General features: G+C 38.4%; 23 protein-coding genes. 11 read left to right on the top strand and 12 right to left on the bottom strand.

Features of this window, described 5'->3' with window-relative positions; all coding sequences use genetic code 11:
* Positions 1 to 198: 198 nt before the first annotated feature.
* Together H5089_RS01085 and H5089_RS20195 are read left to right on the top strand one after the other, a co-directional pair.
* Positions 199 to 858 carry an NADPH-dependent FMN reductase gene (locus tag H5089_RS01085; protein ID WP_182711268.1) on the top strand — a complete coding sequence of 220 codons (660 nt, stop codon included), beginning with the start codon at positions 199 to 201 and terminating at the stop codon, positions 856 to 858.
* 121 nt (positions 859 to 979) lie between these two features.
* Positions 980 to 1,102 (top strand): hypothetical protein, encoded by a 123-nt coding sequence (locus H5089_RS20195; protein ID WP_259396022.1) that lies wholly within the window; start codon positions 980 to 982, stop codon positions 1,100 to 1,102.
* A gap of 114 nt (positions 1,103 to 1,216) precedes the next feature.
* Here the strand turns inward: H5089_RS20195 and H5089_RS01080 are convergent, their stop codons facing one another.
* Entirely contained in the window at positions 1,217 to 3,232 is a 2,016-nt protein-coding gene (locus H5089_RS01080; protein WP_182711267.1) for a TonB-dependent receptor, read from the bottom strand.
* Between the two features lie 224 nt (positions 3,233 to 3,456).
* On the opposite strand from H5089_RS01080, the gene H5089_RS01075 reads away from it, so the two are divergent.
* The gene (locus H5089_RS01075) at positions 3,457 to 5,274 is read left to right on the top strand and encodes a protein kinase domain-containing protein (protein ID WP_182711266.1); all 1,818 of its coding nucleotides are present in this window, start codon (positions 3,457 to 3,459) and stop codon (positions 5,272 to 5,274) included.
* A gap of 112 nt (positions 5,275 to 5,386) precedes the next feature.
* Here the strand turns inward: H5089_RS01075 and H5089_RS01070 are convergent, their stop codons facing one another.
* Together H5089_RS01070 and H5089_RS01065 are read right to left on the bottom strand one after the other, a co-directional pair.
* Positions 5,387 to 5,911, bottom strand: coding sequence for a hypothetical protein (locus tag H5089_RS01070; RefSeq protein ID WP_182711265.1), 525 nt, complete (start codon positions 5,909 to 5,911; stop codon positions 5,387 to 5,389).
* A 13-nt stretch (positions 5,912 to 5,924) separates the two neighbouring features.
* Complete coding sequence (locus H5089_RS01065) at positions 5,925 to 6,926, bottom strand: YHYH protein (protein ID WP_182711264.1); 1,002 nt, start codon at positions 6,924 to 6,926, stop codon at positions 5,925 to 5,927.
* Positions 6,927 to 7,132: 206 nt separating this feature from the next.
* Between H5089_RS01065 and H5089_RS01060 the strand changes: the two genes are divergently transcribed.
* On the top strand, positions 7,133 to 7,564 hold the full coding sequence (locus H5089_RS01060; protein WP_182711263.1) for a DUF3859 domain-containing protein: 432 nt from the start codon (positions 7,133 to 7,135) through the stop codon (positions 7,562 to 7,564).
* Positions 7,565 to 7,661: 97 nt separating this feature from the next.
* Here H5089_RS01060 and H5089_RS01055 read toward each other — a convergent pair whose 3' ends face one another.
* The 3 genes from H5089_RS01055 to H5089_RS01045 all read right to left on the bottom strand — a co-directional run bounded on the left by H5089_RS01055 (position 7,662) and on the right by H5089_RS01045 (position 9,828).
* Positions 7,662 to 8,078 carry a VF530 family DNA-binding protein gene (locus H5089_RS01055; RefSeq protein WP_002960902.1) on the bottom strand — a complete coding sequence of 139 codons (417 nt, stop codon included), beginning with the start codon at positions 8,076 to 8,078 and terminating at the stop codon, positions 7,662 to 7,664.
* Between the two features lie 72 nt (positions 8,079 to 8,150).
* Complete coding sequence (locus H5089_RS01050; RefSeq protein ID WP_182711262.1) at positions 8,151 to 9,143, bottom strand: MDR family oxidoreductase; 993 nt, start codon at positions 9,141 to 9,143, stop codon at positions 8,151 to 8,153.
* Between the two features lie 49 nt (positions 9,144 to 9,192).
* A complete protein-coding gene (locus tag H5089_RS01045) occupies positions 9,193 to 9,828 on the bottom strand; it encodes a TetR/AcrR family transcriptional regulator (RefSeq protein ID WP_007582758.1) in 636 nt (211 codons plus the stop codon).
* A gap of 409 nt (positions 9,829 to 10,237) precedes the next feature.
* Here H5089_RS01045 and rmf point away from each other — a divergent pair, with 409 nt between their 5' ends.
* Complete coding sequence (gene rmf, locus H5089_RS01040) at positions 10,238 to 10,408, top strand: ribosome modulation factor (protein WP_002960897.1); 171 nt, start codon at positions 10,238 to 10,240, stop codon at positions 10,406 to 10,408.
* A gap of 65 nt (positions 10,409 to 10,473) precedes the next feature.
* Here the strand turns inward: rmf and fabA are convergent, their stop codons facing one another.
* Positions 10,474 to 10,989 (bottom strand): bifunctional 3-hydroxydecanoyl-ACP dehydratase/trans-2-decenoyl-ACP isomerase, encoded by a 516-nt coding sequence (gene fabA, locus H5089_RS01035; RefSeq protein WP_002960896.1) that lies wholly within the window; start codon positions 10,987 to 10,989, stop codon positions 10,474 to 10,476.
* Between the two features lie 203 nt (positions 10,990 to 11,192).
* Between fabA and H5089_RS01030 the strand changes: the two genes are divergently transcribed.
* Genes H5089_RS01030 through H5089_RS01020 form a run of 3 tightly spaced genes read left to right on the top strand, consistent with a single transcriptional unit; the run spans position 11,193 to position 13,298 of the window.
* Entirely contained in the window at positions 11,193 to 12,050 is an 858-nt protein-coding gene (locus H5089_RS01030) for a 6-carboxytetrahydropterin synthase (RefSeq protein ID WP_182695963.1), read from the top strand.
* Positions 12,043 to 12,861, top strand: a complete 819-nt coding sequence (locus H5089_RS01025; protein WP_182693902.1) for a M23 family metallopeptidase — start codon at positions 12,043 to 12,045, stop codon at positions 12,859 to 12,861. Before H5089_RS01030 ends, H5089_RS01025 begins: the two co-directional genes overlap by 8 nt.
* Positions 12,862 to 12,866: 5 nt before the next feature.
* Entirely contained in the window at positions 12,867 to 13,298 is a 432-nt protein-coding gene (locus tag H5089_RS01020) for an acyl-CoA thioesterase (RefSeq protein WP_002960891.1), read from the top strand.
* Positions 13,299 to 13,569: 271 nt separating this feature from the next.
* On the opposite strand, the gene H5089_RS01015 is transcribed toward H5089_RS01020, so the two are convergent.
* From H5089_RS01015 to H5089_RS00995, 5 genes are read right to left on the bottom strand one after another with little or no spacing between them, the layout of a single operon-like run.
* The gene (locus tag H5089_RS01015) at positions 13,570 to 14,892 is read right to left on the bottom strand and encodes a Na+/H+ antiporter family protein (RefSeq protein ID WP_182694104.1); all 1,323 of its coding nucleotides are present in this window, start codon (positions 14,890 to 14,892) and stop codon (positions 13,570 to 13,572) included.
* 8 nt (positions 14,893 to 14,900) lie between these two features.
* Positions 14,901 to 16,871 carry a DUF3488 and transglutaminase-like domain-containing protein gene (locus tag H5089_RS01010; protein ID WP_182711261.1) on the bottom strand — a complete coding sequence of 657 codons (1,971 nt, stop codon included), beginning with the start codon at positions 16,869 to 16,871 and terminating at the stop codon, positions 14,901 to 14,903.
* A complete protein-coding gene (locus H5089_RS01005; protein ID WP_182695960.1) occupies positions 16,871 to 17,857 on the bottom strand; it encodes a DUF58 domain-containing protein in 987 nt (328 codons plus the stop codon). Before H5089_RS01005 ends, H5089_RS01010 begins: the two co-directional genes overlap by 1 nt.
* Positions 17,858 to 17,863: 6 nt before the next feature.
* Positions 17,864 to 18,769: a MoxR family ATPase gene (locus H5089_RS01000; RefSeq protein WP_182711260.1), complete on the bottom strand. Its 906-nt coding sequence runs from the start codon at positions 18,767 to 18,769 to the stop codon at positions 17,864 to 17,866.
* A gap of 13 nt (positions 18,770 to 18,782) precedes the next feature.
* A complete protein-coding gene (locus H5089_RS00995) occupies positions 18,783 to 19,166 on the bottom strand; it encodes a response regulator (RefSeq protein WP_002960883.1) in 384 nt (127 codons plus the stop codon).
* A 529-nt stretch (positions 19,167 to 19,695) separates the two neighbouring features.
* Here H5089_RS00995 and H5089_RS00990 point away from each other — a divergent pair.
* The 3 genes from H5089_RS00990 (at position 19,696) to H5089_RS00980 (ending at position 23,500) form a co-directional block, all read left to right on the top strand.
* Entirely contained in the window at positions 19,696 to 21,024 is a 1,329-nt protein-coding gene (locus tag H5089_RS00990; protein ID WP_165723449.1) for a hypothetical protein, read from the top strand.
* A gap of 152 nt (positions 21,025 to 21,176) precedes the next feature.
* Positions 21,177 to 22,481 (top strand): sugar ABC transporter substrate-binding protein, encoded by a 1,305-nt coding sequence (locus tag H5089_RS00985; protein ID WP_007377152.1) that lies wholly within the window; start codon positions 21,177 to 21,179, stop codon positions 22,479 to 22,481.
* 146 nt (positions 22,482 to 22,627) lie between these two features.
* The gene (locus tag H5089_RS00980) at positions 22,628 to 23,500 is read left to right on the top strand and encodes a carbohydrate ABC transporter permease (protein ID WP_002960879.1); all 873 of its coding nucleotides are present in this window, start codon (positions 22,628 to 22,630) and stop codon (positions 23,498 to 23,500) included.
* The last annotated feature ends 2 nt before the right edge of the window (positions 23,501 to 23,502 follow it).

Genomic DNA, 23,502 nt, shown 5'->3' with positions numbered 1-23,502 from the left:
ACTGGCTAAATGTGCAAAAAGTATGGAGAACGACAAAATAAGCACATGATACAAAACCTTTAACAGTGTGTGGTTGCTAAAGCGCAGTTTTAAATTTAATTATTAGTGTTTTAAATTAATAAAAAACGGATATGTGTAATACACAATAGCTAAAAGTGTTAGTGTTTAGCTGTTATTCAATACATATGAGGGTTACATATGAAGTTTTTAGTGTTTTTAGGGACAGTGCGTAACAGCACGCCACCAAAACCAGCTCGCTTAGGAGAGAGAATATCTAAAGCCTGCATGGAGTGCTTAAACGAGCAATTCTCCGAACATGAGTTTGAGCTTATAGATGCACTTGATTACCCAAGTGAACAAGTTTTTAAACCGCATTTTGCCTATGCTCAAGGTAAGGCGCCTTCAATGCTAAATACTTTAGCTGATAAAATTAAAGCGGCTGATGGATATGTAATGGTTAGCCCTGAATATAATCACAGTATGAGCCCAGCTCTCGCTGACTTACTTAATCACTTTGGTAGCTCACTCTTTTCGTACAAACCCAGTGCTATTGTTACTTATTCTGCTGGGCAATGGGGTGGACTCAGAGCGGCAATAAGTATGCGCTCGTTTTTATCAGAGCTTGGCTGCTTACCTGTATCAGCAATGATCCACGTACCAAAAGCACAAGAAGTATTTAATGATAATGGATCTGTGCAAGTTGGTGAAGAGCAGTCATCGTGGTTTAATTATTTTCACCGTACTTTTGGGCAATTGGTTTGGTGGGCGCAAGCGGCTAAAAATCAGAGTGGCGTTGAAGATCCTGAGCAGATGCTAAAAAGCTTTAAATCAAATCCATCGCAGCGAAATGCCCCATAACGAATACTTTTAAAATATAACAAATTTAGCCCTTGACTGGGCTAAATTTGTTTCTTTTATAGAAACTTAAAATATATAAATGTTACTATTAACATCTACTTATAAAAAAGGATGTTATATCTTGAAATACCTTACTCTTTTAAGTGTATTAACACTTAGTGCTTGCAGCTCTGTACAAAACTTACCGGCGCTTGGTGAAGGCACTACTGTTAACTCAATAAATCAACTTCGCATTGTTGAGTAACATCAGCCAGCTTGTTGAGGCATCGGATTAATTACTAAGATACTTATTGGCTAAGGGTATGTTTTACAGTGGTACTGTTTTTATATACAGTGCCACTGTAAATCTCAATGAATACTAAAATAACAAGCTTAATGTTAGTCGCGCTGTTCTTGGCTCTATTGGATGAAAGTGGTTATCTTCAACGCCTTGTGCTGATTCGCCAGGTAAACGCGATGCATAATAGTAATCTATATCGTGGTCGGTGCTATTAAATAAGTTAAGTAATTCAAAGTTTACTTTCCAGTGAGTCTGCTCATAGCTAATTGCGCTATTTACTACTGTTAAAGGCTCCGAACGCTCGTCACCATCGCTAGTTAATGTACGTTTGCCAATATGGCGAACTCTAACTGATGACTGCCATTGCTCACTTAAGTGCCAATTTAAACCTGTACTTGCAACAACCGGAACAGCACCTTCTATATAATCATTATTGTCATTAATATCTAAACGTGAATGCGTGAACGAGGTTTCTGCGTCGATACTAAAGCTGTCGTTAATCCAATAATAAGCGCTTATTTCTAATCCGTAACGCTTAGATGCATCACTTGGTTCTGTGTTACCCGCATCGCCAACAAATAAAAGCTCTGAGTCGAGTGTTAGCCACCAAAGTGCAGCTGATAGATTAAACTTTTGCTCATCAGCAAATCGGACGCCTATTTCAGCGCCTTCACTTTTAACTAATAAGTCAACTTGCTCTGCTTGCTCACCGGTAACAGGGTCAATATTAATAGTAGATCCGCGCGCATCATTTGAATGAAAAGATTGTCCCCAATTAGCATATGCAGCTACTAAATTTGTAAAACGGTAATTTAAACTCCCTTTAAAACTTACTAAATCATCCTTTGCTTTTCCTGAATTTACGGCGGTAATACTAGTTACGTTTGTATCAAAATAGTCGTACCTAACGCCAACGGTTGCTTCAAGTTTTGGAGTAAGTAAAAGTTTAGACTCCCAAAAGCTTGAGTAGCTCGTTTGCTTTAGTTCATCTTGCCTAACCGTACTAAGTCGCTCTCTTGCTTGTGTGTTATAAAGCCCTACGTTATCTATGTCGTCGTGGCGAAGCTCAATACCTACGGTATGTTGTATGTTTATATCTGATGTTTTGGTTTCAAACTGGTAGCTTATATCTGTTCCATAAATATTTCGGCTATCTTGCTGATTAAACTGATCGCCATTAATTGGATCATTTAAAAAATAACTAAAATTTGAATACAGGTTTAAATCGTAATTAATTACATAAGCGCTGGCTTTTATATGCTCGCCCTGCCAGTTACTCGATAAGCTATAACGGCTAGAGCTACCGCCAAGTGTGGTGTCAAGAGAGCCTAATTGAGTAATTAAATTTTGTGATATAGCGCGCTGTGGAATTTGATCTGCTGAATTCCATGTATTGTCGTATGCCATGGCACTTATTGATAAGTCACCATTAAAAGCTTTACCAACATAGCGCAGTAGGGCATTCTTTTTATTTACATCTTCGTTTATATCATCCCATGGGCCGTCATAGCCTTGCCATTCTGCCGCTGCAATGAGCTTACCTGTTGCAATGTTAGTAGATCCCAGTACAACAGCGCGTCTATAATTATCTTCTCCTATACTGAGTTCAACTTGGTGATGTTTTAGGTTATCAGCAAGTTGAAATTGAGCACTACCAGCGGTTGAAAAGTCACCTTGGCTTGCGCTATATGAGCCTTTTTGATAGTTAATAGTTGAAATAGACTCAGGGATTATAAAGTTTAGGTCGGTGTAACCTTGTCCGTGGCCATGGCTGCGCATATTAATTGGCATGCCATCTATGCTGGTGGCAAAGTCGGTGCCGTGATCTAAATTAAACCCCCTAATAAAGTACTGATTAGCTTTACCAGAGCCGCTATGTTGAGTGACCGCCATACCTGGGATTAACTCTAACATTTCGGCGCTTCTTAACATTGGGCGCTGCTGAATTTCACCTTGACCAATAATACCGCTAGATGCGCTGATTGACTCACCAATTAGCCCATCTCTGTGACCATAAACGGTTAATTTTTCTATGTTTGCATAGCTATAACCACTATACAAAGTGCCTAGCGCTAAAATTGCTAATGTTCTCATGACTAAAATCCCTATCTAATGTATTTGTTATTAATGCAGCTATGTTAAATACGGCTTAGATAATTTATTGGATGCAACATTTGTTGGTTATTTGTAATTATTTAGGGGTGAGTAAAGATGGGTAACTTAAAAACTACGCCGCACGCTATTGTAATCTTATTACATAAAACTAATAATCGAGTGCTTTAAATAACTGTATAACACTAACAGACAGAGAGCCCGTATTGAAAGCCAAAGAAATCCGCAATTTTTATATCAACGAAGAGCAATCTGTTTATTTGCTTTCGCACCGCGATGCTAAAAAGCACCGTCAGTGGCTTAACATTTGTATTAAGCAGTTAACACTGCTGGGGTACAAAAATGTAGAAATGATTGGCTCGGGTGCTTTTGGTTTTGTGTTTGCAGGAGATGACGATAACGGCTTACCTTGGGTATTTAAGTTTTCGCGTATTACCCTTGCCCAAAGTGTGCGTGACCGCTTAGAAGATGAAGCGTATATGCTTTCGCAAATTGATAATCCGTTAGTGCCTACCTTTTATGCTTTTGAACGTATTAAAAAACAAGGGATTTTAATGATGGCACGCGCCATTGGAGAGGACCTTGAAAAAGTATCGCTTAAAACAGGGCGCTTTAGTGCCGCGCAAATAATGGCGCTCGCGGTTAGGCTTCGTAATGTACTGGTTGATTTACGCAGTCATAAAAATGGCATTAGCCCACAACCTATAGTGCATGGCGATATAAAGCCTTCAAACCTTGTATGGGATGCAAGCACTGATGCGCTGTCGTTAGTCGATTGGGGTAGCTCTGTGTATGCACAGTTAGATAGTGATGGTAATCCTATTGCGAGTAACTTTATGGATTTAATGTCGGGCGATTTAAGCACAACGAATGCGCGTATGGGCGATGTGTACTTTATTGGTGAAGCGCAAATGTCGGGGGAGCAATCATCCCCACGATTTGACGAACAAGGTGTAGCCGCTACTTTATATGCGCTAGCGTCGGCGCAGTCGTGTCGCTTTGGTGCGCAAGCCATCCCTGCAAGCAGCTTAGGGCTCCCAAAAGAGCTGGCTAAGGTGATTGATGGCATGCTGTCAAAAAGTAAGGCCATACGTGATGGTGCTGGTGATTACTTTATGCGTAACATTACAACTATGGCCAAAATGTATTTACCTGAGCTTGATAAAAAACAAAGAAAAGCAGATATTCCTTTTTGGTATGGCAACGACGAGCAGCCCGACACGGTGGTATATAGTTCACGAAAACAGTTTTTACGCCAAGCCGATCATAACCAGCAATTACTAGATATAAACGACGCGCAACTTGACCGTTATTACAAAGAGTTTTTGTTTGATACAGGCGATACCGAAAAAGCATTTTTAGCATCTATAAGCCGATTAGCTAAGTACCCTGTAGTAGGTGGGCTTAGTTTTCATTGGAGAGATGAGTCGTTATTTGTTGAATCGTCTTTAATTATGCATGACGAATCATTGGGTGATGCCTTTAGTGATGCGATTAATAATACAGTTATGCTTGCGCAAGCGATTAATCAAAAAGGGCTATTTAAGTGCTGTTTGTTTGATGCCCGTAAAACTATTCAACTAGAGCGAGATGGCACGGGGGCATTTAAGTTTGATAGCCTACCAGAGCTTGAATACGAAGTAGTAAGTATGAAAGCAAATGACATAACCCGCCCGCATTCATACTTTGAAGACGGTAAAGACCCTGACGAGCAACTACAGCTACCTAAAAAAGTTATTAAGTGTGTATTTGAGCTTAACCAAATTCATCATACCGGTTGTATTATTTTTGAAGCACTGCCGGACAGAATGAAGATTCACCATTACTACCGCTTACTCGATTCGAGCAAAGAGGTTGAGTTTAAACGCCTTCTTAATAAACTTATGCAATACGCAGTAAATATTACGGACGTGGGTGTTGCGGGCTTTATGAAGTTGCCATATAAAAACACCCGTGAGTTTAGTTTATGTGAGCAGCAACAAGAGCATTACTTTCCTAAAAACCCCAAGCTTGTATCTTTATAGAAAGAACCCTTCACTAAAGAGTGTTAAATAAGAAGACAAAGATAAAAAAGAGCACAAGTTTGTTCAAATTGTACTCTTTGCTACTTAATTATTTGGTAAGTATTACTAATTATTAAAACACCTTACTAAAGGGCGACGTTGGTGATAGCTCAAATTGATGAGTAAGTTTTTGCGTTATATTAGTCGCTGTTATTTGATAATGCTGCTTGTGCTCATTGTTACTAAATAGCTTAACGTTAAAGTTAACTTTGGTTAATTTACTGGGCATAGAGTAGCGCCCAGTAATGGTTACTTGGTCTATATTGTCGCTTTTATGTGTATGCGACGCTTCTGGGTTTAGCAAAAGTCCGTCAATAGTAAATTTATACTGATGATCCGCTAAATAAACGTTCTTTTTAACTCGCTTAGTTATTAGTTTTTTATGAGCGTTAAACTCAATTATTGACACTTTGCCATCCTTGTTTTCATCAACCCCTTTAAAAGCCGACATAGGGATTGAAAGCACAATAAACACGTTATTATCAACAAAATTCAGCGTACCGTGCTCTGCAACCATTAAATGCGCGTTTGCTAATGTTGATGTACTCAATAAGCCCAATGTGGTCACACTTAACAGATAATTTTTCATATAAGGCATAACTTACTCCTAATTAAACTTCGCCTTTAACGCAGCGTTGAAAAAACGGGTAAGTGTCTGTTGCGTAGTAGTGGTATATCCCATCAGGAAACTCAGGTGTTACGCCAACGCGGCCATTACATTCATCTAAATCACCAGAGCCTGCTACGTATTCCCAATCTTGTGCAAATGTACCTAATGGGTATATATCGGTAGAAGGGCGGTTTGCGCTTACAGATGTTATGTGTTGGTAGCTACCGGTCATTACGGTTAGCGCTGAAGTTGCATCATTTGAGTCTGCATAGCCGTAACGTGCATATATAGGAAAGCCATCTGCTGCCCAGCCTATTAGAGTCATAGTGGAGCTATTGCCACCTCGCAGTGTTACAAAGCCTTCAGGCATACCATGATAATGATATGTGCCATCGGGTTGTACGTGTGCATTGTTGTCGTCTGTTCCAAAATTAAACGTGTCTTGGCTTAAAGCTTCTATATTCCAATTACCGCTGTTGTCGCTTAAATCACAATCGGTGCCTGAATCATCGCAACTTCCGCCTGTGCCGGCGTCTATTTTAATGCCGTTAAGTACAACACCTATCGTTCCACGAGGGCCACCAAGCATGGTTGCTTGTGTTGTTTCTACAGGCTCAAGTGTGTAGCTTTCATTTACTGATTGTTCAGAAATAGTATTTGGGTTATCGGCATTAGGGAATGTACCTACTTCGTGATCAGGTATGCCATTAGCGACTATGTCGCGTGTAGTTCCTGTGCATGACCAATCTGCAGCGCTGGTGGCCTGTACTGATACTGACTCGTTATATTCACTGTAGCTATATTCACAAAGCACGCCTTGGGTTGAGCTACTCGTACCTGTACCGTTATCTAAGGTGGTTGGTGATGAATCTGTAGTTGTTGAGGTATCAACTATGCCTTCGCCATCTCCGCAAGCAACTAACGATGAAACAACTAGAGCCAAGGTGCTTAGTTTTATAGCATTTACCCTATTTCGATTATTATTAAGTGCGTGTAGTTTCATTGCTGCTTACCTGATCAATTAAGTTACTCAAACAATAATCAGCAATTGTGCAAATAATGTGTAAACAATGATGACAAATTAGCAATGATGTAAATAGACGAAGTATTAAAGCTAAGTTGAGATTTAACTTTATTGGATTGTGTTTTATTTTAAAAATTCAAAAAGTTAAACTAATGCAAAAATAGCTAATATAAAAGGTTACCTTAATGGCTAAAACAAAACCTGTAGTGACGTTACAAAGTCACGGTATTTACTCTAAGTGGGATAGCGAAAGCAAAGCATTGCCACAAATAGAGCAATTTACAACACATGTAATAGCTGAGGTAGATGTTGAGTTTGGCTTAATCGTAAATATTAAAAAGGGTAAAGGCGAAAAGCTTCACTATTGTATATATCATCCAGATATTCCAGACAGTCACGGTGATGTAATGGACCCCTTTGAAGGCGATGTATACGTTAAAAACAGTGATTGGAACTTTTATTTAGGCGACACGCTTTGGTTGCCAATAGAGAATAAATTGGGTGATTGGCGTATGACGATTGAGCTAAATGGGAAAATTATTGCTGATAAAACTTTTAAGGTGGCATTAGAGCTAGAGCGTACTGAAACAGATTTTTGGAAAAACCGAGGCTATTGATTTCTATTTTTAGCTATATGGTGTGGATGTAATAAAAATTAATAAAAGAGAGTTGTAGAGCCATTTAAAATAGCTCTACAAAATTAAATTAGCGTGTTTAGTTACCCCAAGGGTTACTAGAATTAGAGCGTTGTTTGCGATCACGAGCACGTTGCTTTGATGCTTTTTTTTCCATAATACGTTTTGCGTCACTAAAACTTAACTCACATGGCTCACCAGGTTTATGATCAGCTGGGATCACGCGATCACGTGGCGGTAATTCGTATTGCACATCATCAGGTCTAGGTAAGTTTTTTAGGCGATAAAGGTAAAAGTTATCTACTTTTTCTTGTGCCCATTGTGTTTTACGTAAAAATTTAACCGCTGACTTTATATCAGGATTGTTTTTAAAGCAGTTAAGTTGTAAATAAGCGTGTAGGAGCTCCCACCCGTATTGTTCAACCAGCTCTTCAACCACTTGTTCTAATTTAACGCCTTGCAGTGGATTATTACTGAAAAGTTCTTGGTTGCTCATAGGTGTTGCCTCGTTATTAAAATACAAATTGCATTATAAATTTAATAACGAGGCTTTAACAGAGTAAATAGCTTAACTTTGACAATTAACTACAACACGACCGCGAATTTTGCCTAGCATAAGTAGCTCTGCGTTATCAATTACGTGTTCTAGTGATATTTCTGTCGAAATTTTATCTAAATAATCAGCGTTTACTAATTTTGCTAAACGATCCCACGCTTCAATTCTGTCGGCTTTAGGGCGCATTACGCTATCAATGCCTATTAGTGACACACCACGTAATATAAATGGGGCAACTGAGGCAGGTAAATCCATGCCTTGGGCAAGTCCGCAGGCGGTTACTACACCCCCATACTTTAATGATGCACAAATATTAGCAAGTGTATGGCTACCTACTGAATCTATTGCCGCTGCAAAGCGCTCTTTTTGCAAAGGCTTACCAGGATTTGAAAGCTCGTTTCTGTCAATTACCTGTTTAGCACCTAACTCTTTTAAATATTCACTTTGATCTAATCGACCCGTAGCTGCTGTTACGTTGTAGCCAAGCTGGTTTAATAAATAAATAGCAAAGCTGCCTACGCCACCATTGGCACCTGTTACAAGTATTTCGCCAGATTCAGGGTTTATTCCTTGTTTTTCAAGAGCTATAACACTTAGCATAGCGGTATAACCGGCTGTACCTATTTGCATCGCTTGTTTTGGAGAAATACCTGCAGGCAAGGGGATTAGCCAATCGCTATTAAGTGCCGCTTTTTGAGCAAGCCCGCCCCAATGTTTTTCGCCTACACCAAAGCCATTTAATATTACGTTATCGCCGTTTTTAAATTCATCGCTGGTGGAATTTGTAACCGTACCCACTAAATCAATACCTGGCACCATAGGAAAACTGCGTACAACGGGGCCTTTACCAGTAATTGCTAAACCATCTTTATAGTTAAGTGTGCTGTATAGCACGTCGATAGAAACGTTTTCGTTTGGTAAATCACTGCTTTCGATAGTCTTTAATGAGGCGCTGTAGTTATTATCTTCTTTATTAATAACAATGGCTTTAATTGGGTTACTCATGGGATATCCTTTTAGACCGATCGTCTTTTAAGTGGTAAATAAAAACGCATTAGGTTAATAATGCGCGTAAAAACATTTCTGTATACAAAGTAAGTGGAGTATTTGATTTTGTGAGCTTGGCGCGCATAACCGCACCTTCCCAGCCAATCCAAAAGTACTCACTCATCAATTTTGTATTTACATGGCTTGCAATAGTGCCTTGTTGCTTAGCTTGGTTTAAGCAAACCTCTACATGGTTTTGCCAAGCGGTGTAGCTTTGCATTAATCTGGTTTTAAACTCATCACTTAAATGATTAAGCTCTTGATTTAAGTTACCTACTAAACAGCCACGTTTGTAATCGTATTTTTTCATTCCTTTAATTGCGCTTTGGGTAAAATTAACGATTCGCTCAAGTGGGGGAACATCTTCTTGCTGTAGGTAATGGGTAAGCTTTGCAATAAAGTAACTGTCGTATGCATCAACTAGGGCAATGCCGTAGGCCTCTTTACTTTTAAAGTAATGATAAAAGGAGCCTTTAGGTACAGCCGCTTTTTTTAAAATAGTATCGAGCCCCGTGGCGCTAAAGCCAAATTCAGTTAAGGTTTCTAGGCCCGTACGAATAAGTAACGCTTTGGTATCGGCGTTCTCTCTGGCTATTTTAGGTGGGCGACCACGGCGTATTGGTGTTGATGTATTTTTGTTCATGTACATATATTAGACCGATCGACTTTAAATAATCAAGCATAAATTTAAATTGTTTAAAAATACTTCAAGTTAGGGGCGGGCTACTAATTTAAGATTAATGAAATAAAAGTGTCACGATTACATTTTTGTTTGGAACTTAGTCAATATTAGTCGGTCACAAATAAAGCACATAAGTGCTTTTTAGCGATTATTGAGTCGCATTTTATTTAGCATAAAACCGGTCAAATTAAATGTTGTATGACCACTTACTTTTTTAAATGTTAATTCATTTTTGCATCAGCAGCTTAGTTAAAGTCAAACAATTTAATTGCTTTTACGATTTGAATTTTACATTTTTATTAACTATTCATTAAATGTAGATTTCACTAATGCTACACAATATACAAATAAAAAGGTGAGGATATTACCGATGAAGAGACAGAAAAGAGATCGTTTAGAAAGAGCTCATTCTCAAGGTTTTAAAGCAGGTTTAGCAGGTCGCTCAAAAGAGCTATGCCCTTATCAACAAGTAGATCCCAAATCAGAGTGGTTAGGAGGTTGGCGTGAAGCGATTGAAAACCGCAACATGTACAAAACCTAAAATCAATAATCGAATTTAAGCAAAAAGGCCTCCACGTTGGAGGCCTTTTTGTACGCATTTAAAAATTAAAACGCGCTAGTGTCTTGGAACAAGCCCACTTTTAAATCTTTTGCTTCGTAAATTACTCGGCCATCTACTTCTACAGTGCCATCTGCAACACCCATGAACAATTTACGTTTAATTACGCGTTTCATTACAAGGCGGTAAGTTACTTTTTTATTAGTTGGTAAAATTTGGCCAGTAAATTTAACTTCACCCACACCTAGCGCACGGCCAAGACCAGGGCCACCAGACCAACCTAAGTAAAAACCAACTAGTTGCCACATAGCATCTAAGCCTAAACAACCTGGCATTACTGGGTCGCCTTTAAAATGACAATCGAAAAACCAAAGGCTAGGGTCAATATCAAGCTCAGCAACAATTTCGCCTTTCCCATGAATACCGCCATCAGCAGTAATAGAGGTAATGCGATCCATCATTAACATGTTGTCACTTGGTAAACGGCAGTTACCTTCACCAAACATTTCACCTTGACCACACAGGATCAACTCTTCTTTTGTATAGCTATTTTTAGGTTCCATAACACTTATCTTCGCTTAGAAATTGCCAAGTACTTTAGCGTACACTTGTACGCTAAACAACTCGGAGCAGTTAAAAAATCAAAATATTGCATATTAAATCATCAATCAATCAACGCGATTGGTTTTTGCACTATAAAACCGCGCAATTACAATCAGAAATCATTATAATTAACGCTGTCTTATAACCAGTCTAAAGGAAGTTTATGATCCTTTTTGTTAACTCACTAACTGTGATTGATTTTTCTTACTTATGTAACAAACGCGGCGCCGTTGGCGAGAGCTGGATTGTTGATTTAACTTTGCACGGTAAACTTAACGAAGAGTCTATGGTTTTAGACTTTGGTTTAGTTAAAAAGCAAATTAAAGGCATTATAGATGAGTGTATTGATCACCGTTTAGCAATTCCTACAGGGCTTAATGGTACTGTATCTGAATTTGACGAGCATAAAACACTCGACTGTACATTTGGTGAAAATAATCACTTAGCTATGAGCGCTCCTCATCAAGCTTATTGCATGATTAACGCAGATGAAGTAACTGTTGAATCGGTTACCAAATTTTTAATTGCGACTATTTTACCGAAGCTACCAGATAACATCGAAAAAATTGAGCTGTCTCTTAAGCCTGAACACAGCCAAAGTTTTTACTATCATTACAGCCATGGCCTTAAAAAGCATGACGGTAATTGCCAGCGTATTATTCATGGGCATCGTTCTCAAATTGGTATTAGCCTAGATGGTATTTCTATGCCGCGCTTGCAAAAAGAATGGTCTCAAAAGTGGGAAGATATTTACTTAGCCACCAGTGAAGATCAAATTAACGCTGCTGATTTAAAACACATAACAGCCAAAGCGGGTGATGTATGTTTTGCTTATATATCGGCACAAGGCTATTTTGAAATGGCTATAAGCGAGTCTCGTTGCGACATTTTGCCAGTAGATACCACTGTAGAATGTATTGCTGAACATGTAGCTGGCCAAATTAAAGCCCAATACCCAGAAAAAGCAGTGAAAGTAACGGCTTATGAAGGTGTTGGAAAAGGATCGATTAGTTATGTTTAAAACACTTTTAGCAACAGCGCTTGTTGCCTCTGCTAGCTTTAGTGCTATGGCGCTTGAGTTAAAAGGACATTTAACACAAGGCGGTTTAGTTACTGGAAAGCTAGAAAACGCTAAATCAGTAAGCTTAGATGGCAAAAGCTTAAAACTTTCACCAAAGGGTGACTTTGTATTTGGTTTTGGTCGTGACGCTGAAACTACTCATACTTTAAAATGGGTAGATAACAATGGTAAATCGCATTCACAGCCAATAGCTATCACAAAGCGCGAATATAAAATTGATAAAATTACCGGCGTAGCTAAAAAATATGTATCTCCACCAAAAGAAGTTAGTGCGCGTATAAGCCGCGAAGCAGTTGCTGTGCGAAAAGCCAGAGAAGTAGACTCTGATTTATTGTACTTTTTAGACCCGGTTTTAAAGCCTGCAGAAGGGCGCATATCGGGTGTTTATGGTAGTCAGCGCTATTTTAATGGCGAGCCTCGTCGTCCGCACTTTGGCTTAGATATCGCGAATAAAACGGGCTCTCCTGTTTACGCGCCTATTAGTGGTACCGTGGTATTTGCTGAACCTGATTTATACTACTCTGGCGGAACATTAATTATTGATCATGGCCATGGTATTACCTCAACTTACATTCACTTAAGTAAGCTTGATGTTAAAGTGGGTGATAAAATTGAGCAAGGTAACAAAGTGGCTGAAATTGGTGCAACTGGACGTGTAACGGGTCCTCACCTAGATTGGCGTTTTAACTGGAAAGGCGAACGCCTTGATCCTGCATTACTAATGCAAGATACATTAGCAAACAAAAAGTAGAGATTATGACTGACGTAAATCGCGATGCAATAATTGCTCAGCGTATTGAAGACTCAACCACATCGGTAACTAAAACCGTGTTTCCAGGGCGTACTAATCATCACAATACTTTATTTGGTGGTGATGCACTGGCGTGGATGGATGAAGTGGCATTTATAGCCGCGACTCGTTTTTGCCGTAAGCCTTTGGTAACTATATCTTCTGATAGAGTCGACTTTAAAGAAGCCATACCTGCAGGTACTTTTGCAGAGTTAATAGCTAAAGTAGTGCATGTAGGTAACACCAGCTTAAAAGTTGACGTAGATATATTATTAGAAACTATGCACAAAGACGATAAGCATTCAGCCATTAGTGGCAGCTTTACCTTTGTTGCAGTTGATGATAACCACAGACCGACTCCGGTAGTATGCGATAAAATGATTTATGGTTTTGATTAACTTAAAGCTTTGAATATGCGCTAAAGTAAATTTATATAAGCACCTTAATTGGTGCTTATATAACCCCATTAAAAGAACACATCATACTAAGCATTCATAAAGTATAACCTCAAGAACAGAGTGAGTATTAACTAAAAAAGTAATCAAACTGAAGGGAATTGATAGGGGTGAGAGTTGTTGGATTTGGATACTAAAAAGGTATGCTTTTAACATACCTTTTTGGTTATATTTAGCTTTTAATTACATTTATTAATACTTACATAAATACTTTTTAAAGTACCATTGCTGCAATCCAGCCAAATATCAGCAGCGGTATGTTAAAGTGAATAAACGTTGGAATAACAGAGTCTCTAATGTGGTCGTGCTGGCCATCGGCATTTAAACCCGATGTTGGGCCAAGCGTTGAGTCTGAAGCAGGAGAGCCTGCATCACCTAAAGCGCCCGCAGTACCAACAAGCGCAGCGGTAGCCATAACAGAAAAGCCAAGGTCTAAACATAAAGGAACAAACAAAGTTGCAATAATAGGCACTGTTGAAAACGAACTGCCAATTCCCATTGTAATTAATAACCCGACTAACAAAATAACACCGGCGGCCAAAGGTTTATTACCATCAAAAAGGGCGGCTGCGCTGTGTACTAAGCTTGCTACATCGCCAGTGGCTTGCATAACCGATGCAAAACCTTGTGCCGATATCATAATAAAGCCAATCATGGCCATCATCGCAACGCCTTTACTAAATACGTCGCCGTTTTCTTCCCACTTAACTACACCAAAAACACTAAATATCATTACACCTACTAAGCCACCTAAAATCATTGAGCCACTTAGGTTTTGTGCAACAAGTGAGGCAAGTACTGCAAAAAGCCCCACAATCATTACTTTTTTAGGGTTTTCTACCTCAGCAGATTTACTCACAGTTGTTAATGGGAGCTCGGTGTATTCGCGGCGTTTTTTGTAGGTAATAAATACCGCAATAAGTAACCCAATAAACATACCTAATGCAGGAATTATCATCGCCACAGGGACTTGTGTATTTACAATGTCTAGGCCGTTATCAACTAGGTTTTTGTGCAAAATAGAATATAAGTAAATACCGCCAAAACCATAAGGAAGCACCATGTAAGACGTTGCTAATCCAAATGTTAAAATACACGCTATAGCACGCCTGTCTAATCTTAGCTGATTAAAAACAACGAGTAACGGTGGGATCAAAATAGGAATAAACGCTATGTGTACAGGTACTAAGTTTTGCGAAGAAATTGCACAACCTAAAATAATTAATAAAATGAAGTAACTTAAAAATGTTTCATTACCGCTGCCTTTTGCATTTACTTTAGCAAGTAGCTTATCAGCGAGAATACGTGTTAAACCCGACTTAGAAATAGCAACGGCAAACGCGCCGAGCATAGCATAGCTTAGTGCAATTTCAGCCCCAGCTGAAAGGCCAGAATTAAACGCATCTACACTTTCTTTTATACCCAAGCCTGCAGTAAGACCTGCAACTAACGCGCTTATGATCATGGCAACAATGACGTTAACGCGAGCCAGAGATAGCCCGAGCATTAAAATAACGCCTATAACAACAGCATTCATAGTATTCTCTATTTGGAAATTTTAATTAATTTTATCAGATCTTTAGCCTGAGTTTTACGCTCTTTCGTAAAAGGTTTTTTACCATAGCGTACTTGGTTAAATAACTGCCTAAAAGTGTTTATAGATTGTGCAGAACGAGGAAGTTGATCAGCAAAAAAGTCTAACTGCTGACTCGGTGTTAAATTATCGGGTGTATTTATTTTTTGTTTTTTAGCCCATGCTTTTACTTCATAAAACTCTTTAACCATAGGCGCTAATTTAGACGGGCGTTTTGGCAAGTTTAAATAAATAAAATAACCTATAAAACAAAAACCAGCTGTTAGTAAAACTATTAATGGTACAAGCCAAATGTTTTTACTACCAAAAATCGATTTTAAAAAATCATTTTGTTTTTCTTCGTCAAAACCAAGTACCCAGCTAGACCATTGATAATCGAGGTTTTCAAGTTCCAACCTTAACCAATTAATAGCGGGGAAATTACTTAAACTCACTAAACCAAAATCAAGGTTACTTTTAAATTCGTCATTCAGCTCTTCGTTCTGCGAAAGTGAGCCATTTAAACGCTCTGGTGCAACAACGGCGGTTGCATCAAAAATAACCCAACCTTCGTTTTGTAAAAATACTTCTACCCAAGCGTGTGCGTCGTATTGGCGAACAGTGAGCGTATTATTATCTTGATTTAATTCGCCACCTAAATAGCCACTTACTAGTCGAGCGGGTATACCTGCGGTTCTAAAAATGTACGCAGCGGCACTGGCATAGTGGCCACAAAAGCCACGTTGATTATCAAATAAAAATTGATCTATGGTGTTATCGCCGCTCATAGGAGTGGGTGTTAATGTGTAAGTAAATCCCGTACCTGCAAAGTACTGTAATAAGCGATTATAAAAATCGCGGTCAGAGTGTGTATTTTGCTTTAAGTTTTTAGCAAGTGATGATGTTTTTACATTCTTTTTATTGGAGAGGTATTTGTAGCGTTTTTCTTCAAATTCGCCAAGCGGTAAAGTTGTGAAGTTAAAGCTATTTACATTGTATTGTAAGTTTTTAGCTTGGCGACTTTTTTTACGCAATAAACCTAGCGAATTACCTTCAACATTTGGTGAGTTACTACTTGAATACGCTAAACCATAGAGCCATTTTTGTGTAGCAGGCTCTGTAATAACTGAGTAGCTTGCAATAAGTTGCTCATCATTTTCGCTCTGCGTATTTGTTTTTACATTATTATATTTTAAAAAGTCAGACGTAAGCCACGCATTGCCATTAAACTCATCATGGACTATTGCTCGCCAATAATAAGGCGCTACAGGTTTTTCTTCGTTAAATATAGCTCTAAATACAAGCTCGTCAGAATTTGAAAGCTTAGCAATATCGAATGGATCGACTTGTTCAGAAAGCCCTGTTTTAGCAAGCTTAGGTCCAGGAAGCTGCCAAAAGGCGGGCATTTTTGGTAAAAAAAGCAGTAAAAATATAGCTAACGGAAGCGCTAAAAGTAGCAATTTACCACTTTGCTTAGAGGCGATTTTTAAATTATGTTTGGACTCGAGTAGGCCAAGTACTGCAAAGTTTAATATGTATAAACTACTAACAGTTAAAGTCGTTAAAATGCTTTGGTTAAATAAATACACAGATGAGAGTGAAAAAAACGTAAGCGTTGTAATTACATGATAGTGTTTTTTGGTTTTAGCCTGTAGCAGCTTAAATAAACTAGCAAGTAGCAGCATGGCCACAAATAAAATAACCGTATCCGACATGCCTACTGTGTAGAGCATTAAACCGAGTGACACACCTGCGAGTATATTTGCCAGCCAAGCATTTGGCTTTGGTTTATTACTCAGCGTTATGTAAAAGTTCCATGCACAAATAAGTGAAAGTACACCAACAAAAACAAGCGGTAAATGTGATACAAAAAATACAATCAAACATGCATATATAAAAGACAGCGAATAATTTATTACTTTTTCGTTTTTAAGTATGTCCATTACACATCACCATTAAATGAGCATAAGAATTCTAAGCATTGCTGCTTATGTTGCTGTCCGGTATTTGTATTTATTGTTTTATTCGGTAGCTTTAACATAAAAGGGGTGTTTTTCTCGGTTGCTTCACACACTAAAAAGCATAACTGGCTTAACCGTTGTTCTGTATCTCCATTCATTAACGTAAAATCGAAGAGCGCATTCGCTGTTTTAAAGTCTACAAACTCTTTAACTAACAACTGCTGTGTTTTTGCGTAATGCTTCCACGACACTCTTTGCAAGCCCATCTCAGGTAAATGTGGGATAAGAGACTCAAACTCTTCGCTACCAAATTGTGTAGAAATACCTTTATCGGCTTGCTCATCAAGCATAGAAACATGCGCATCACAGTGAACCTGTTCAAGTGACGGGTACACAAATACTTCTTCTTGTAATTGAATGTAGCTCCAAACAGTTATCAAACCAAAGGGATAGTTACTCGCTATTTTAATACGTTGCACTGAGTACTTACCGCGTGAGCTGTAGGGTAAGTTGAGTGTAAGTACCTGAGGTTTACTATCAACTTGGCCGGTATGTTTGTGAGTTTGCTCACTACCTTGATATGTTAAATTAATAGATTGGGTTACTGAAGGGCTTTGTAATTCAAATACAATACTCGGTTTTTGAGGAGCGTAGCTGTTAAATGCATCTTTAAATTTAACTGTTAAGCCTTTAGCGTTACTGTAGCCCATTAATACAGCAATAATCATTACCACAAACATAAGATAAGACATTATTAAAATTAAATTATTTTGATAATTAATGCCCATCACAAAGTTTAAAATAGCTACAACTATAAAATACCAACCAAGGGATGATGGCAATACATAAATTGTTCTGTGTTCAAGTGTAATTGAGTTTTTTAAATGTTTATTTTTTAATAACTTATTAAATACACTTTGCTTAAATGATTTAAATAAAGAAGGGCGCTTAGCTGTTTTTTTTGGCATAAAAGTTTATACCGGAACTAATACGTTTTTTAAAATATCGTTTACTTGCGCTTCACCTGACTCATTATGCAAACCTAATCGATGCTGACACACACTTGCAAATACGGCTTGAACATCTTCTGGCATTACAAAATCACGACCATCAATAAAGGCCCACGACCTAGCCGCTTTAGCCAGAGCCATACTAGCACGAGGTGATAACGATGATGCAAAAGCGTTGCTTGTGCGTGTGTAATTAACAAGCTCTATAATGTAGTCAATAACCGGGCTACTTAAAGTAATTTGGCTTATCTGGGATTGAATTGCCGCTAACTCTTGTTGGTTAATACGCTTAGGTAATTGGCTGTAATCTCGTTTTTGCATTTTCAAAATTAAGCGTTTTTCGGCTTCTTTAGGTGGAAAACCTAAGCTAATGCGCATTAAAAATCGGTCTAATTGCGACTCAGGTAACGGGTAGGTACCTGATTGATAAAGCGGGTTTTGTGTTGCTATCACAAAAAATGGATTTGGCAGCGTATATTTTTTTCCATCAACTGTCACTTGCTGCTCTTCCATTGCTTCAAGCAACGCACTTTGTGTTTTGGGCCCTGCGCGGTTTATTTCATCAGCTAAAACAACTTGGCTAAAAATAGGGCCTTTATGAAATGTAAAACTGTGCTCAGTAGAATTAAACACGTTAGTACCCAAAATATCAGCAGGGAGAAGATCACTGGTAAATTGTATACGCTGATACGATAAGCCTAACACAGCTGACAATGCATGAGAAAGAGTGGTTTTTCCCATGCCAGGCAAATCTTCAATGAGTAAATGCCCTTCGCTAAATAAGCATGTAAGTGCCAGTTTTATTTGTTGTTGTTTACCAAATATAACACTCGAAAGATCGTCTATAATCGCAGTAACAGTACTATGCATGCTAACCTTATTATTATTCTATTATTTCAAGACGCTTCATTACAGTGTCTACTTTTTTTGTATTAAAAGGTTTTGCAATAAAACCTTTAGCGCCCATTTCCCACGTGTTTTGTACGTTTTCGAGACTATTGTGGCCCGAACACATAACAACATGAGTGTGCGGGTAAGCACTATTAATGTATTCCAATATCTCTGCACCGTTAGAGTCTGGTAAATCTACATCTACAAATATAACGCCTGGCGGTTTATTGTCCATAATAGGTTTGGCAGAGCTAAAATCAGCACTTTCTAATATATCTTCAAACCCTAAGTCAGTTAAAATTTGGTTTAGATAATCACGAATTTCCTTAACGTCATCAATAATGAGGATGGGCTCTAGCGGGCGAACAAATTCCATATGTAGGTTACTTCTATTTTGAATACATCTAAGTGCTTTAATACTAAGCTAACCCCATCATAAGCTCAAGAACGTTACTTAAAAAACACCAATAAATAAACTGTTTATAGGTTTGCCCAACAACGTATTTTTAAAGGATTATCTGCTCTCATATCTTCTACTAACTTATATTTTCATTAATTGTAATGAACAATAATGACGTATTCATAAGAAATTCCTTAATCCAATACAACATTCCATCAAAATTTGATGTAACAAATTTGCTACTTAACTTATTGATTCAAAAATATTTACATATGAATTCGATTTTTTGTAAACGTTTTGTAATAAAAAATCGTTGACCTTCTAAATTCATTCTGTGATTATGCTCAGCAGATGGGCTTATGCTCACAAGTGCAGTTTCATTAACCACTTAATGTTTTGCTCAGTCAGCCTCATCTATACACACTGAATTAATACCAATTTCATTAAATGAAAATGCAATTTAATAAAGTTGGCATCACACACCACACTAAATAAAGAGCTTATTATGTTGAATAATAAAAAGACTAAATTTGCAATTTCTCTCATAGCGGCAGCTATGGCTACATCGGCTCCAGCACAGGCTGATATTTCTGAATATTTAGATCGCGTTGACGTAGACTTTTTACTAATGCAAAACTTTCAGTCAATTCAGGCTAAAGATGGTGCATTTCGTCCAGAAGATGAAGAACAAGAATCAGGATTTGGCCGTATTAGAGCTAATCTAATGCTTAAATTTCATATTAACGAGTTCATCACTGCCGATATAGATATTGCAGAAGAGCCTAATGACTTTGGTGGCGAAGATCGTGACTTTTCATTTCACAACGATTTTGCAGGTGTTGAATTTGACTTACTAGGTCTATATGGCACACCAAAAGAAAACGCAAATTTAACACTGCGTTTGGGTAATATTGGTGGCTCACCATTTCAATTTAAAGGCTTTCAAGACGGCGCAGATAACCAAAGTAATGCACTTATTGGTAATGGTATTACCGATTACGCAACCGCAGAAAACGGCGCACAGCTAAGTTACAGCGAAACTTTCGATAGTGGTGTAGTACGTGCTTATAATGTTACAGGTCACATTACGACTTCAAGTTTCGGTGAAGCATTTCAAGAAGACAGAGGTTATAACTACCGACTTCAAGGTACTCTAGAATTTGAAGGTGGCTTTAAAGCAGGCTTAAACTTATTAAAAGCGAATCAGGGCGACCAGTTACGTTTTGAAAATGGCGTAGCAAGTCTTGATGGTGTAACCACAACAAACTATCGCTTTGGCGATGGTGAAAACTATAATTTCTCAGCGTCACCTTCAAACGAGCGTGACACTCACGTTGGCGCAATGCCAGGGCTTGAGCAATCAATCATCCAGCTTAACTTAGCTTATCAACCATCTGACGAAACTAGCTTAATTTTTATGGTTGGTAAATCGTCTGATGATTACACATTTGCAGATGCCGCTGGTAATGCAGTTGCCGGTATTACCTACTTTGGTACAAACGGCATAGCTGATGAAAATGGCACTACTTTTGATTCAAACAGTGTAATAGAAGGCGACTCATCGGTTGAGTACTTCGTGTTTGAAGCACAACAATATCTAATCCCTAAAAAGCTATATGTAGCGGCTCGTTATGCAGAAGCCGATAACACTTCCGACTTAATTGAACAAACAGACAACACAGTAGAGCGTATTCAAGTAGCCGCAGGTTACTGGTTTAACGATAAAACGCTTTTAAAAGTTGAGTATGTTAACCAAGAAGAAGGTGTTAATTCGGGCGGCCAAATCGGTAAAGGATTTGACGGCTTCACTTCTGAAATATCTGTTAAATTTTAAATCATTATCCAACTAGTCTAACTATTTAAACAAAGGACCTAAAAAGGCACTTTGCGGGCAGTTTTATGCGTTAAAACTGCCATAAATAGAATTGGTAATAGATTGAAATTTAATAGCACTTGTTAAAACATAACGTGTATGGGGAATACCCGATGAAAAATAAATTAATTATGCTCGCGTGTGGCTTTATAAGCATGGGCGCTGCGGCAAAAGAAACAATCACAATAGCGACTGTTAACAATGGTGACATGATCACCATGAAAGAATTAAGCAGTGACTTTACCAGCCAAAACCCGGATATAGATCTAAAATGGGTTACTCTAGAGGAAAACATTCTTCGCCAACGTGTCACAACCGATGTTGCAACAAAGGGCGGCCAATACGATGTTATGACCATAGGTACTTATGAAGTACCAATTTGGGGCAAGCAAAATTGGCTAAAAGAGCTGGATAATTTAGGTGAAAACTACGATTTAGACGATTTAATTCCGGCAATTCGAAGCGGTTTAACGATTAACGACAAGCTTTATGCTGCGCCATTTTATGGCGAAAGCTCAATGGTTATGTACCGCACTGACTTAATGGAAAAAGCAGGGCTGACAATGCCTAAAGCCCCAACATGGGACTTTATACGCAAAGCTGCTAAAGCGATGACAGATAAAAAAGAAGGTGTTTATGGCCTTTGTCTACGTGGTAAAGCAGGTTGGGGCGAAAACGTTGCGCTTATTACATCCATGGCAAATTCGTTTGGTGCGCGTTGGTTTGATGAAAATTGGAAACCTCAGTTTAATACCCCAGAGTGGGAAAATACCCTTCAGTATTATGTCGATGTGATGAAAGAATCTGGTCCTGCTGGTTCATCTGCAAACGGTTTTAATGAAAACCTTGCACTTTTTCAAACCGGAAAATGTGGTATTTGGATTGATGCAACCGTTGCAGGCGCATTTGTTACTAACAAAAAAGATTCAGAAGTTGCCGATAAAGTAGGGTTTGCACTTGCGCCAGATAACGGTCTAGGTAAACGCGGTAACTGGTTATGGTCTTGGACTTTAGCCGTACCGGCAAGCAGCAAAAAACCAGATGCCGCAATGAAATTTATTAGCTGGGCAACATCTAAAGAATACACACAACTTGTAGCCGATAAAAAAGGTTGGGCAAAAGTACCGCCAGGTACACGTAAATCACTTTACAGTAATCAAAAGTACATGGACGCAGCACCGTTTGCGCAAATTACTTTAGATTCTATTCAATCTGCAGATCCTAAAAATCCGACAGTTAAACCAGTGCCTTATGTAGGTATTCAGTTTGTTGCTATTCCTGAGTTTCAAGGAATTGGTACAGCTGTTGGGCAACAATTCTCAGCAGCATTAACTGGCCAAATGACCGTTAAGCAAGCGCTTAGTACGTCTCAGCACCTCGTTGAGCGAACAATGCGTAAAGCTCGCTATCCTAAATAGCATGTAATGGGCGGGTAAGTACTCAAACTTACCCAATATTTTATGTCAATTCTATTTACTTGTTAGTTATAAACACTATCAAGGGTTTCTGATTTTCACTTGATAGTTAACAAGTAAATAGAATTGGCTTTTTTAAGGTCACCTTTATGGCAACAACTAACTCGCGCACGCTTGCTCGGTTTATGCTTCTTCCTAGTGTAATTTTATTACTTGCTTGGATGATAGTTCCGCTGTGTATGACATTGTATTTTTCATTTATTGATTACAACTTACTCGTTCCAGGGGATAAAGAGTTTGTAGGCTTTTTAAACTATGAATTTTTCCTAACTGATCCGGCTTTTTTTGAATCATTTTTTAACACGCTTTACCTAGTAACTGGGGTTTTACTTATCACTATTTGTGGTGGTATTGGCTTAGCCATTTTACTAGACCAAGCAATATGGGGACGAAATTACGTTCGCATTATGGTACTAGCCCCATTTTTTGTAATGCCAACTGTGTCGGCATTGGTATGGAAAAACATGCTAATGAACCCAGTTAATGGCTTATTTGCACATTTCGCGATTTGGCTTGGCTTTGAACCTATCGACTTTTTTGCTCAAATGCCGTTATTTTCAATCATCATAATTGTGTCTTGGCAGTGGTTACCATTTGCAGCATTAATACTGCTAACAGCAATACAATCATTAGACCGTGAACAATTAGAAGCGGCTGATTTAGACGGAGCTGGGCCATTTAGTAAGTTTTTTTACATCGTTTTGCCGCACTTATCGCGCGCTGTAACCGCTGTTATTTTAATCGAAACTATATTTTTACTGTCAATTTTTGCCGAAATATTAGTTACAACAAGTGGTGGTCCTGGTTATTCGTCTACCAATATAACGTACTTAATTTACACGCAATCACTACTTCAATTTGATGTAGGTGGCGGTTCGGCAGGGGGCATAGTTGCAGTAATAATTGCAAATATTGTCGCTATATTTTTAATGCGCTTAATTGGCAAAAACTTGGAGGGTTAATT

The organism is Pseudoalteromonas sp. SR45-1, from assembly GCF_014163655.1.
Classification (GTDB): domain Bacteria; phylum Pseudomonadota; class Gammaproteobacteria; order Enterobacterales; family Alteromonadaceae; genus Pseudoalteromonas; species Pseudoalteromonas distincta.
Note: the sequence above shows the minus strand (reverse complement) of the source record. Positions and strands in the feature narration are given on the sequence as shown.

What these genes read in the sequence shown, in the direction of transcription:
- H5089_RS01085 (WP_182711268.1), top strand. Translation starts at nt 199, where the DNA reads ATGAAGTTTTTAGTGTTTTTAGGGACAGTGCGTAACAGCACGCCACCA.
- H5089_RS01080 (WP_182711267.1), bottom strand. Translation starts at nt 3,232, where the DNA reads ATGAGAACATTAGCAATTTTAGCGCTAGGCACTTTGTATAGTGGTTAT.
- H5089_RS01070 (WP_182711265.1), bottom strand. Translation starts at nt 5,911, where the DNA reads ATGCCTTATATGAAAAATTATCTGTTAAGTGTGACCACATTGGGCTTA.
- H5089_RS01065 (WP_182711264.1), bottom strand. Translation starts at nt 6,926, where the DNA reads ATGAAACTACACGCACTTAATAATAATCGAAATAGGGTAAATGCTATA.
- H5089_RS01060 (WP_182711263.1), top strand. Translation starts at nt 7,133, where the DNA reads ATGGCTAAAACAAAACCTGTAGTGACGTTACAAAGTCACGGTATTTAC.
- H5089_RS01055 (WP_002960902.1), bottom strand. Translation starts at nt 8,078, where the DNA reads ATGAGCAACCAAGAACTTTTCAGTAATAATCCACTGCAAGGCGTTAAA.
- H5089_RS01050 (WP_182711262.1), bottom strand. Translation starts at nt 9,143, where the DNA reads ATGAGTAACCCAATTAAAGCCATTGTTATTAATAAAGAAGATAATAAC.
- H5089_RS01045 (WP_007582758.1), bottom strand. Translation starts at nt 9,828, where the DNA reads ATGAACAAAAATACATCAACACCAATACGCCGTGGTCGCCCACCTAAA.
- rmf (WP_002960897.1), top strand. Translation starts at nt 10,238, where the DNA reads ATGAAGAGACAGAAAAGAGATCGTTTAGAAAGAGCTCATTCTCAAGGT.
- fabA (WP_002960896.1), bottom strand. Translation starts at nt 10,989, where the DNA reads ATGGAACCTAAAAATAGCTATACAAAAGAAGAGTTGATCCTGTGTGGT.
- H5089_RS01030 (WP_182695963.1), top strand. Translation starts at nt 11,193, where the DNA reads ATGATCCTTTTTGTTAACTCACTAACTGTGATTGATTTTTCTTACTTA.
- H5089_RS01025 (WP_182693902.1), top strand. Translation starts at nt 12,043, where the DNA reads ATGTTTAAAACACTTTTAGCAACAGCGCTTGTTGCCTCTGCTAGCTTT.
- H5089_RS01020 (WP_002960891.1), top strand. Translation starts at nt 12,867, where the DNA reads ATGACTGACGTAAATCGCGATGCAATAATTGCTCAGCGTATTGAAGAC.
- H5089_RS01015 (WP_182694104.1), bottom strand. Translation starts at nt 14,892, where the DNA reads ATGAATGCTGTTGTTATAGGCGTTATTTTAATGCTCGGGCTATCTCTG.
- H5089_RS01010 (WP_182711261.1), bottom strand. Translation starts at nt 16,871, where the DNA reads ATGGACATACTTAAAAACGAAAAAGTAATAAATTATTCGCTGTCTTTT.
- H5089_RS01005 (WP_182695960.1), bottom strand. Translation starts at nt 17,857, where the DNA reads ATGCCAAAAAAAACAGCTAAGCGCCCTTCTTTATTTAAATCATTTAAG.
- H5089_RS01000 (WP_182711260.1), bottom strand. Translation starts at nt 18,769, where the DNA reads ATGCATAGTACTGTTACTGCGATTATAGACGATCTTTCGAGTGTTATA.
- H5089_RS00995 (WP_002960883.1), bottom strand. Translation starts at nt 19,166, where the DNA reads ATGGAATTTGTTCGCCCGCTAGAGCCCATCCTCATTATTGATGACGTT.
- H5089_RS00990 (WP_165723449.1), top strand. Translation starts at nt 19,696, where the DNA reads ATGTTGAATAATAAAAAGACTAAATTTGCAATTTCTCTCATAGCGGCA.
- H5089_RS00985 (WP_007377152.1), top strand. Translation starts at nt 21,177, where the DNA reads ATGAAAAATAAATTAATTATGCTCGCGTGTGGCTTTATAAGCATGGGC.
- H5089_RS00980 (WP_002960879.1), top strand. Translation starts at nt 22,628, where the DNA reads ATGGCAACAACTAACTCGCGCACGCTTGCTCGGTTTATGCTTCTTCCT.